This is a genomic window from Mesorhizobium sp. M7A.F.Ca.US.005.03.1.1, from assembly GCF_003997975.1.
In the GTDB taxonomy this organism is placed as follows: Bacteria; Pseudomonadota; Alphaproteobacteria; order Rhizobiales; family Rhizobiaceae; genus Mesorhizobium; species Mesorhizobium ciceri.
Genome location: NZ_RZRO01000146.1, coordinates 1 through 11053, shown reverse-complemented (window position 1 = coordinate 11053; position 11053 = coordinate 1). Strand labels below are relative to the sequence as shown.

At 53.7% G+C, this 11053-nt stretch carries 7 protein-coding genes and 1 pseudogene; 5 read left to right on the top strand and 3 right to left on the bottom strand.

What is annotated here, in order from left to right:
• Nucleotides 1-439: 439 nt before the first annotated feature.
• The gene (locus tag EN990_RS33185) at nucleotides 440-1126 is read left to right on the top strand and encodes a Crp/Fnr family transcriptional regulator (protein WP_127384860.1); all 687 of its coding nucleotides are present in this window, start codon (nucleotides 440-442) and stop codon (nucleotides 1124-1126) included.
• 253 nt (nucleotides 1127-1379) lie between these two features.
• Here EN990_RS33185 and EN990_RS33180 read toward each other — a convergent pair whose 3' ends face one another.
• Nucleotides 1380-1649: a hypothetical protein gene (locus EN990_RS33180; RefSeq protein WP_127368700.1), complete on the bottom strand. Its 270-nt coding sequence runs from the start codon at nucleotides 1647-1649 to the stop codon at nucleotides 1380-1382.
• A gap of 669 nt (nucleotides 1650-2318) precedes the next feature.
• Between EN990_RS33180 and EN990_RS33175 the strand changes: the two genes are divergently transcribed.
• Entirely contained in the window at nucleotides 2319-4478 is a 2160-nt protein-coding gene (locus tag EN990_RS33175) for a prolyl oligopeptidase family serine peptidase (RefSeq protein WP_164753612.1), read from the top strand.
• A 48-nt stretch (nucleotides 4479-4526) separates the two neighbouring features.
• Nucleotides 4527-4946, top strand: a complete 420-nt coding sequence (locus EN990_RS33170) for an SET domain-containing protein-lysine N-methyltransferase (RefSeq protein WP_206519184.1) — start codon at nucleotides 4527-4529, stop codon at nucleotides 4944-4946.
• A gap of 42 nt (nucleotides 4947-4988) precedes the next feature.
• On the opposite strand, the gene EN990_RS33165 is transcribed toward EN990_RS33170, so the two are convergent.
• The gene (locus tag EN990_RS33165; RefSeq protein WP_127368698.1) at nucleotides 4989-6236 is read right to left on the bottom strand and encodes a hypothetical protein; all 1248 of its coding nucleotides are present in this window, start codon (nucleotides 6234-6236) and stop codon (nucleotides 4989-4991) included.
• Entirely contained in the window at nucleotides 6236-6550 is a 315-nt protein-coding gene (locus EN990_RS33160; protein ID WP_127368697.1) for a hypothetical protein, read from the bottom strand. The genes EN990_RS33165 and EN990_RS33160 overlap by 1 nt, the downstream gene beginning before the upstream one ends.
• Nucleotides 6551-7325: 775 nt before the next feature.
• On the opposite strand from EN990_RS33160, the gene EN990_RS33155 reads away from it, so the two are divergent.
• Nucleotides 7326-10268: an adenylate/guanylate cyclase domain-containing protein gene (locus EN990_RS33155; protein WP_127368696.1), complete on the top strand. Its 2943-nt coding sequence runs from the start codon at nucleotides 7326-7328 to the stop codon at nucleotides 10266-10268.
• Nucleotides 10269-10653: 385 nt separating this feature from the next.
• Nucleotides 10654-11053 (top strand): annotated as a pseudogene (locus tag EN990_RS33150) (transposase); the annotation flags it as partial.

Sequence of the window (11053 nt, the reverse complement as noted above, 5' to 3'; positions counted from 1 at the left end):
AGCCCTTTCGGACGCTCTTCTGCCGACGATATTGACCGCCCCAATGCGAATGTTCGCCGGTGTATTCGTAAACCTCATTGTCCGCAGCGCCGTTCAGTCTGCTTGGGTTTCCTAGAAGCTTTTCGAACTTTCTGTCTTGCGGCTCCCGACGAGATCCGGGCCCTTCTGGAGGAGGTCGGGGTGTCCGGATCCGCTGTGGTGCAACCTTGATCCAAGCATTTATGGGGGTTCGAGTCGGTAGAGCGCTACATCGTGAGACCCACTATCGAGGAAGCGTCGTTCATCTTTCGGCGACGTTCAGCATAGGGCAGCGAACTCGATTGATGCGCTATGATGGAATCCGACACTCCTCCCAGGCGGCGAAATTTGGATGAACACCGGCCTTTGACGCGACTCTCTCTTGCCGTAGGTTACGCGATTGCGGAATTGGGGAATTAACATGGCTTTCGGCGGCGCGAACGACAGAAATGATCTGCCGCGCCTTGCACGGATTGATCCGCCGCTGTTCGATCTTCTTTTCAGCGGCTGCAAGGTCGAACGCTACGCGGCGGGCCAGCATCTGTTCGTCCAGGAAGATCCAGCCGATCGTATCTACGGGGTGATGAGCGGAACGGTGGAGATCTCGATCTATTCGCCGGGAGGCCAGAAGTTGGTGGCTAATATCGAGCTTTCGCGCAGCTTGGTCGGAGAGATCGGCGCGCTCGACGGGCGCCCGCGAACCGCAACCGCCATCTGCCTCACCGATTGCGATCTGGCCTCGGTAAGCCGGACTCAACTCTTTGATCGCATTGAAAAAAATCCACCTCTGGCACGCGCCATGATTGAACTGTTGTGCGCACGGCTGCGTTGGGTCAGCGGCGAACTCGGGGATCAGGCTTTCTTTGGCATCGAGGCCAGACTGGCGAAGCGACTGGTCTTTTTAGCAGGCGTCATAGCGGATGGATCAGGCTGGATACCGATCTCCCAGTCCGAACTGGGGGAATTCCTGGGCGCCACGCGAGAGTCCGTCAATAAGACGCTCAACGACTGGCGCAACCGTTCGATCATCGCAATCAAGCGTGGTGGCCTGCGAATAAGGAACGCCGGTGCTCTTCGTCACATCGCCGAGTCGCACGACGGCGACTGATGTCGCCTATTCACAAGAGGCGAGCGCGAGTATCGGCGCTGCGAAATCAGATTGTGCAATGAAGACCGGCTCCGGGTAAACAAATCGTCCTCCCGGCGCGGTGACGAAGCAAGATCACCTGTTCCCAGGATGGATCGGGTTCTGCCAGTGCTGTCGCGCGACCTATTGTCGGGTCCTACTAAAGTCCATAGGAATGTCGCGACCCGCTTTGGGAAGCGGAGCGGTGGCGCTAACCACCGCCCCTATCTGGATCTCAGTTCCGGCAATCCGGGCCCAGAGGGTCGTACTCTCTTGGGCTGACCCCTATGCACTTGGAGTTCGAAGCGCCACCCGCGATCCCGATCGATCCTGTCTGGAAGCCGTACGCTTCTTCAGAAGCCATTGAATGTTGACCCTTGAACTCACCCGGGGTTTCGAAGTCACCATTGTCGGCACGAAGGCTGTGGACGAAGGTGGAGTCGATCGCGAACGAAGGTGTCGTGAAGACCAGAAATGCAGACGCAGTCATAACGAGCTTATACATGTTTCTCTCCCTTGGTTGTTGGCACCACAAAAATCTGTGATGAGAACGGAATTGGCTTAGTCTCAAAGGCCAACTTCCTCTTTGGATTTTGATCTTTGCTATTTTACTAGATCTATCCGCAAGAGAGGCTAAATTGCCTGTTCTGACGTCTGTTGTACGCCGAGCGGAGAATTTGTATGTGAAGGAATTCACAAGGGGTTCCTAATATGGCCGAGCGCTTTATTGGGCAAACTTCCCGCCTTTAGGCTGAAGGCAACGCCAATAGCTTCCATGGCCCGCGACAGTGACACTCTATGGTTCCGCGAGAGCGCCATTGCTGCAATTCGATCCCCAGGTAGGATTGGCACGCCACACAAGCTCTTGATGAGGACGATATTTGCCGAGTTGGATCGTCTAGCCGGAGGCCCAGCCCTCGCGCCGCGGATCTACAGAGAACGAAGCGGCCCACGGGGTACGTTCGATCATCGACGAAGCTCACCAAACGAAGCTCACCACTTGCGAAATCCATCCACACGGCCGGCACCTGCTAGGTCGCACGCTATGGATGTCTCTAAAGTGGGGGCGTGAGGCGTCTCCAAGGTTCTCTGGGCATCAGATTTGGAGAAGCGTATATTCACCTTCGGACTTCTGTACGCGAACCAACTCGCGATTGGGCTAAGGAGAATGATCATGGGCGGAACGGGACCCTATGGTTTCAAGAAAAAAGCCTGTGCAGCTCTCGTGATATTGTTGACGCTATGTATGAAATTTGGATTCGCCGAGGATTTAAATTCAATTCGTATCAAGAAGTCGACGGTTACCTGTCCTGATAGGAACTTTGTGTCTAGTAATCACCGACGAAACGTCGGTATAGACGATTATGATTGCATGCAACCACCGACAGATTTACGAGTTACGGGGGATGGCAACTACATAGCGTTTGTACGTGCAAACAGGATTTCCGTAATTTCTTCGAGCGGCGAGCCGGTTTTAAATGAACCCGAGGTGAGTTGGTCCCCGCGCTGGGACTCTCAGGCCCACAAGCTGAGTTACCTACTCGTAGATAAAGATATGAACGTATATATCATTTATGTCGACATAGTCGGTTTGAATGCGTCTATATATGATCGGAAATACATCGGAAATTACTTTGGAGATCTAAATATCTCGCCTGACGGAAAGAGATTGCTATTTTCCGGAGCAAAATTAGCCACGGCCATAGACAAAGATATCAGGAGAAGGAATGCGAGCAACTCCTGCGGGTGTAGTCCTCAATGCTCGCAAGCGCACGCCATCTACAGCCTTCAATCGGATCAAGATTGCGGTCCAAGCACTGAGCCCAAGCCCATTGTAGTAAACGCAGTTCAATTCAAGGCGGACGGTGGCGGTTACGTATCAGAAAATTCGCAGGATCGTATCTTTACGCAAGTGCTCGAATCGGACGCTCTGGTTCAGCTTACTGGTGATACGCCAAATGGTAAGGCAGGTCTGAATGAAGACTCGGAGCCGGCCTGGTCTCCTGATGGGGGCCGCGTTGCGTTTATTCGTGAATACCCGAGTGAACTAAGATATCGCAGCGAAATCTGGATCACCTCGGCAAACGATGGAAAGGGTGGCTCTGCAATGCGCTTGACGCGCGGTTCGGCGGACAGGCGTTCCCCGGCATGGAGTAACGATGGAAAAAGCATAGCCTATCTATCAGCCGCCGAACGCCACGGTCCATACGCTGTCAAACGATTAGCTATAGTATCTGTCACCACTCGAAGAGAAATAATCCTCACGCACGGTTCTCGACAGAACGTACTGGCATTTCGCTTCTCGTACGACGGAAATTTTTTATACTATCTCTACGCAAGGTCGGGTGGTCAGTACCTCGCGCGTGTCTCACTTAAGACCTACAATTCTGAGGACGTGTTAAGCGGCGATCTCTTCATTACGAGTTTCGATGTGAATCATGACAACCAGCCTGTCGCGGTGATGAGCGCACTTAACACAGCCTCCGAAGTCTACGTTGTTCCATCTGCTGGAAAATTCGGTTCCGTTACAAATTTCTATGGAGCTTACCTAGATGGGATTAACGTGGCATCGAAGACTCACATGTCGGCGCGAGCTGCAGACGGGACAGCATTCGACATGTTCGTCACGAAGCCCGCGGATTTTGATCCGAAGCGGAAGTATCCGGCTATACTGAATATCCATGGGGGGCCTCAGGACGAGCAATTTCACTTCGGCTTTGATATCGTATCACAGCTCTATGCTGCGAGCGGCTTTATAGTGATCGAACCGAATCCGCCTGGTTCCCTCGGGCAACAACAGGTGGTTGTGTCTCGTATCTTCCGCAACTGGGGTTGCACCGCCAAACCTGCCGTTCTCTCTGCTCTTGATCAAGTGATAGCGCAAGGTCAAGTCGATCCGAAAAAGTTGTTCGTTACCGGCTATTCCTATGGAGGCTATATGACGAACTGCGTCATCGGGCGGGCGCCGACGAAGTTTCGCGCGGCAGCATCGGGGGCGGGCGGCAGTTTTGTCGCCGCCGATTTCGGGCCCGACATGTGGTTGAAATGGTATGTGTGGGAACTGGGGTCGCCTTGGCGCCATCGTCAATTCTACGATGCGGTTTCTCCAATTCACTTCGTGAACAGAGTGCGGACGCCAACAATATTTCTTAGTGGAGATGCGGATTGGAACGTCCCTATATACAACTCTGAGCTTATGTATCAGGCGCTTAAGCTGAACGGGATTGAAAGTCGACTGGTTGTATTTCCGGGTCAAAATCATACGAATTGGAGTACGGAACGGAGCCAGTATTACCATTCAACGGTGTTGGAATGGTTCAAGAAATACCGCTGATGCAAAGCTATTGTGCCGTGTCCCGACGCGATGGCGTATCGGTTATTCATGGCTGTCGGTGTTAGAATGAGAGCCAAATCAACCTTACGGCATAGCCACCAAGTCGAGATGAGGTGGGCAAAAGGAAAGGGGCGCGGCGTCTATGCGCGCGAAGAGATCAAGAAAGGATCAGTTATTGAGGTGGTTCCTGTCATTATAATTCCGGTGGCAGAGGTACATGCCTGGAATTCTAACTTTGGATTATTTGACTACGTATTTAACTGGGAAGACGGAATAATGGCTATTGCTCTCGGATATGGGTCTCTTTACAACCATAGCTTTCTTCCGAATGCGAAATTCAGTATCGGGACGGAGCTCACTATTACATTCAGCGCTATTCGTCGTATTTGTGCCGGCGCTGAAATAACCATCAATTACAACGGGCCACCTCGTAGTCGCGCTGCAATGGATTTCACCGTTCTGGAATAAAACGGCAAAAAGGGAACCTTGATGCCGTGAGAGCGAAGTCCGTTACGGAACTCGATTGAAACGGTGTCGGGCCGTCGTCTGTTGCAAATGCTCCGGGATGGACTGTTTCCCAAGCTGAAACGCCAGAGGCACATTGTTCGAAAATGGCCAAGGCGCGGCTATATTGTCAGCGATATTCCGGAATCGCGGATCGGACCACAACATCGCCATTTGGCTCTGTGGCAAACGCCGGATCACATTTTGCGCCGCCAACTCAAGAAAGTCGTATCCAAGAGCCTGTCCTATAGCGAGATCGCAATCTCGCAGGCGTAAGATTGTTTTTTGTACGGCCAAAGCGATGTCGCCAATAAGCATTGCCTTGCTGCTTTTTCTGTCGAGCTTGGACCACAATGGGCCCCTATAGATCCAATCTGCTATCAGAGAAAGGCAGTTCGGCAGAGATACGTAAAAGCCGCCCACACCCACGTAATGTTCGAGCGTGATGACCTTATGCGTGAAGTTGGCTGGAAGAAACAGTGTGTCGTTGGGACCGACAATGCACCAACGCGCGCTCGGCATGGAAAGCCAAACCTTCATGTCGAACTGCGGACTCGTTGTCAGAAGCAAGCGCTCCACGTCCTGAAGGCCAGCTGCCAAGCCGGCGTACGTATCCCAGAAGATCCAGAGCTTCCTTCCCTCTAGGCAAAAGTTGCTGCTGTCAGGATCATCCGAATGAGAGTCTGTAACCATGCCTTCGGCACTGATGACGAAGCTAAACATCTCCTGGCTTCTTGCCTTGTCTGAAGCCTTGAGCAGCAAATTAAAACTGCTGAGCCTCGAAGGATCGATAAGCTCCTCCATAAATGTATTCCGGATGTATAAATCCGATATACCGAAGACTTCAGTCTGCTTTTGCCACAATTCAGCAATTTCGCATGGCCGAAGTTGCACCCTGCGCCCTTCGGCGCGCATCACAACGGAGTAGGTCGCCTCATCGCTGCTCTCGGCCATTCGTTTAACAATGCAGTGGGCGGCATCACGCAAGCCGAGCACATCGAGAGGAGACCTCACGGGTGAGGGATGGCCCACTAAAACCGCCGGTTCCCGGTTTGCCATCGCCTCGAACAGACGCTCTCTGGAATACTCTTGAGGCGGCACATACCGCGCCATCATGCGATCATAATCTATCCGGGACAGATCTATGCTGGGATCAAACGAGCCCGCCTTCGAGACGCTTTCCCACAACGCTTCTTGGTTCCCATCCCACACATTAATTCCCCGAAACGCCGCTGCGGAGCGCAGCGAGTGCATTAAGACACAAGTTCGTCGCCGGTGCCTGGATCACGCCTGTCCTGCGGCCGGGTAGGATTGCCGCCTTTTCCTTTACCCTTGCCGCCCTTGCCTTTACCCTTGCCGCGCTCGCCTTTGCCCTTGCTGCCCTTGCCTGCTAGCCGAACAGCCTCGGATGTGAGCGTGAGATCGAGGTTGCCACTTAACATCAACTCAAGGTCATGCAAGCGTGAGCTCATGGAGATGATTTGCTGCGCCTGTTTGCTGAGCAAGCTGCCCAGTCGATTGACTTCCGCAGTTACGCTCTCAATCGTTTTACCCTTACCGCCAGCCATCGCTTTCCTCCACCGAGATCTGATCAATACTTCCCCTGGTTTCGACATAGAATGAATAGCGCACTCTTAGTTGCGTCGATGCCGCGATAGAATACCAGTTGGCGCTTAATTCACCTCATGCATCCGGGAACCGCGGCCCATATCGCAACACGAGCATCAATACCGACCAACCGTAGCACCGGTAACACAGATGGATCAATCTTACAAAAGTGGACGAAGGCCGCCGCACGGCATTGAACTCGGATATCGACGTTTTCGGGATGGCGTTCGTTCTGATTGTATGGGCCGCGTTCACTCGGAGAATGCAGCGATGTTTAATGTCGCCGACAAGCCGCGACCGCGGCTGTTTTGGCCATTTTGCTAAGATCGAGGGGCTTGCGGGCGCTCTCGCAATGGTGACCATCGACGGCAAGACTCGCGCGGCAGCCACGATCGTTCCGAGGAGGTGCCGCGTTGCACCTTGGTGTCGGCCTTCGCCATGCGCGAGCGCGGCCGAGGGAAGCTGCCAACAGGAAACGATCCCGCTTTTTTGGATCGGCTTCCTGCCCCGTGTGGTTTGTATAGCGCTCTGATGATGATCGACACGTCATTGCCTGCCGACGCAACCCGAAGTCATTAGCCATCGAGAACTGTCTCCTCCGAGTCTCGACGCCACCTCCAACGAGGACCAATGCCGACAACGCAAATCCCATCGTCGATGATTTGAGTTGGCATGTATCCAAACGTTGAGCTAGCTTTCTGTCTCATGTTACGCGAGGTTTGACGACTTTACGAAATGGTAAGCGTTCCTCTCAATCAGCGTCGTGTCATCTCGATTGTCCACGTCGACATCGTTAACTCGACATCCTTCATAGAGGAGCGGGACCCCGAGCGAATTCGTGAGATCCTGCAGGCCTATTTTCGACGTTGCGATGCGCTCGTTGAAGGTTTTGGGGGAACGATAGGTCACCATACGGGCGATGGGTTTCAGGCTTTTTTTGGCTACCCCTCCGCATCCGAAGATTCGGCATTCATGGCTTTAAGTGCAGCAGTAGCGTTGCGGGAGATGCTGGAATCTTTGAGTTCCGTCGATCGATTCACTTGCAGACTGGGGGTCGCGACCGGGAAAGTGATAGTCGACGCCCCTTCCGACGGCGAGGGAAAGAAGGGTCTGATGGCGTTCGGCGCAACGGCTCACATGGCGGCTCGCCTCGAACAAGCCGGTCTTCCAGGCCAGATTCTCGTGGACGATTCGACAATGCGACTTTGCTCCTCGAAGTTCTCCTTTCGGTCGTCCGGGACGCTCAGTTTGAAGGGGTTCTCCCAGAGTTACACGGTCTGGGAAGCGCAACATCCACTTCCACATGCTTCACGCTTTGTTCCGCTGCATCTCAGCCCGTATGTCGGGCGAACCGAAGAGCTTAATCTGCTTAAAAGCCGCTTGAAGGCGGTCAGCGACGGCCACGGACAAGTGGTAACGATCGTCGGGGAGCCGGGCATTGGAAAATCTCGACTTGTCCATGAATTTGTCAGGGATCTGCCTAAATTGACGGTTGTAACCTTGAAATTTCAATGTGATAGCCAATATATTTCTACGCCGTTACATCCTTGGATCCATAGTGTAGAGCGTCTGGCGGGCATTGAGTACGCCGACGATTTTTCAGTTCGCGCAACGAAGCTACAAGCCTATTTGCGCAAGGTCCTCCTATTTGAGGACTCACTTGCAGAATATGTCTGCGAGTTAATTGGAGGGAGCCAAAGTTCTGTAGGTGACCGTCCGTCATCACAACGGCTAGCAGAGCTCCAATCACAGTTAATCCATATAATTCTGCAGGCGGCGAGCGCTTATGCATTGGTGCTTATTGTGGAAGATATCCAGTGGAGCGACGAATCAACGCTGGAAACCATCCAAAAACTAATTGATCTTATAGAAACTGAAAGAGTTTTTGTATTGTTGACAAGCAGACCGACGGTCAACCCGTTGCGTAGCGTGTCGATGACGCTCCTCTCCCTTACGCGCCTGGACTCGGAATCGACACGATATCTGATCTCAGAGTTGAGCAATCGCGGATCAGGGATATCAGATGCCATGCTAGAGCGGATTCAACGAGTCAGCAGCGGCAATCCGCTGTTTGTCGAGCAGTTGACGGAGCATTGTGTCGCTACAAGCGATTTGCGCGAGGTCCAGACACAAGGGAACGGAGCGTTGCCGATCCCAAACCCGCTCCATGGAATATTGATGGGGCGATTTGATACTTCGGGAGATTGCAAATCCGTCGCTCAGCTTGCATCAGTCCTGGGCGACCGCTTCAGCGAAAACATTCTCTCCGCAATCATGGGGGTCGAACTCGACTATGTGAAACGTCAGATCGAAACGCTGATTGAGCTGAGAATATTTCGCAGGGTGCGCAGCGAGGGGTTATATTCCTACGAGTTCTGCCACGCTCTTGTGCGCGACGCCATATATTCGAGCCTGCTCAAATCGGACTCGCAGCAAATGCATCGAACCATTGCAGAGCATTTGGTGATGCATTGGGATGGCATCGTTCCCGATGAAATAGTCGCCCACCACTATGAATGTGCCCACGACACCGTGAATGCCCTGCGCAAGTGGCTCTCGGCGGGCCGCCGAGCCTTACGGACTGGCGCCACTAGCGAGGCATCGGCGCTGCTCAGAAGAGCGCTTTCGCTGGCTGAGCAATCGCCCAACGAAGAGCCAATCCTGACCGATCTGCAGCTTATCTACTTATCGTACGGCGTCGCACTGAACGCGTCTCAAGGAATTGCAGCGAACCCACTTGCCTACATGGTGCGAGCTGAAGAGGTCAGCACGCGCCTTGGAAATGACAATGAAACGTTTGAAGCGCTTACTTGGCAGTTTGGTTTGCATTTCAATGCTGGCAACATCGTCCAATCGATCCGGCCGTCTGAAAAGATGAAAATATTGGCGGCAAAGGTCAATGATCAGATTGCAATGGCCAGTGCATGTCAGGGAATGGGAATGGCCGAATTCATGTTAGGTAACTTTCAAAACGCCCGAACCGAATTCGATCTGGCCTTGACAGTTGCGGCTGGCATGAAATCCGGCGTGCACTGCTTTCCCAGTATGACGCTTAGCTATCTTGCATGGACACTCCTGCTATTGGGCTTCGACAAGATGGCCACCGATAGTGCCGAGAACGCAGTTTTAAGCGCGCGAACCGAATCCTCCCACGCCCTGGCGACGGCTCTCAGCAACTGTTGCTATGTGTTCCAGTGCATGGGCCGAAGTGACAAGATATACGAACTGAATTCTGAGCTCGTCGAACACACACGGAAGTATGGAGAGCACATCTATCTGAGTCGCGCGAACATAATGCGAAACTGGGCGGACGCGACGAGCGGCAACGTCATTGGCGCGCTCGACGAGATGTCTAGCAACATTCAATTTTTAGTGCAGTCAAAGGAAGAGATTGAAACAACGTTCCTATATTCTTTACTAGCGCAGGCTCAGCTTAAGTTCGGAAATTACGACGACGCCAAGCGAAATCTCCATATCGCGTTGACCATCTCCGAGAAAAACCATGAAAGATTTTACCTAGCTGAAATCTACAGGCTGATGTTTGAGGCAGAGATCATGAAATCGTCCGACGTGGGCCGGGACGCGGGACTTCACTACCTGCAGCGCGCCAAAGAAACGGCATTGTCGCAGGGCGCTCGTTGGTGGCTCGCGAAAGAACATATGGATTGGGTCGCCTGAACCACCGGCTGGCGTCTGCGGGAAGCGGCGATTGCATTGTCGCTCCTTGCCGACAACACCGTTTCATATTGACGTAAATGCCGCGCGTGCAAGTGCCGCCGAAGAAGGCGAAGGCCGGTCGTGGACCTCGCCGCGGCCGGCCGATGCACATCAGTAAAGTTTGTCGCGCCATCACGATCGCCCGGGTTGCGAACTGGAAGTCGTCAAAGGTGCGGGCCGAGCTCCACAGAGCTCCGTCAAGAGGCTATCAAGGCCTCTCCGAGCTGGATATCCCTTCCATGACAAGGACATTCTCGTCACCGCCTGCGGCCGCAGCGCTCGTGACCTTGCCCCTCTGATCTAGTCCGGGTTGAAGTTGGTTCTGGCCCATCGAGAGGACCAGGACATGAAACGTAGCCGCTTCTCTGAAGAGCAGATCATCGGAATTTTGAAGGAACATGAGGCCGGGGTATCGGTTGCCGATCTGTGCCGCAAGCACGGGGTCAGCGACGCCTCGATCTACAACTGGAAGGCCCGCTTCGGCGGGATGGATGTCACCGAGGCTCGGCGACTGAAGGCGCTGGAGGACGAGAACACGCGCCTGAAGCGGCTTTTGGCCGACGCCATGCTCGACAATGCCGCGTTGAGGTGACGCCCGCCGCCAAGCGGAAAGCTGTCGCTCGCCTGAAGGAAGGCTTCGGGATGAGCGAACGGCGGGCGTGTAAAGCCATCGGCTGTTGCCGCATGACGGTTCGCTACCAGACCAGCAGGCCGGACGACCGCGAGGTTCGCGAGCGGATGAAGGC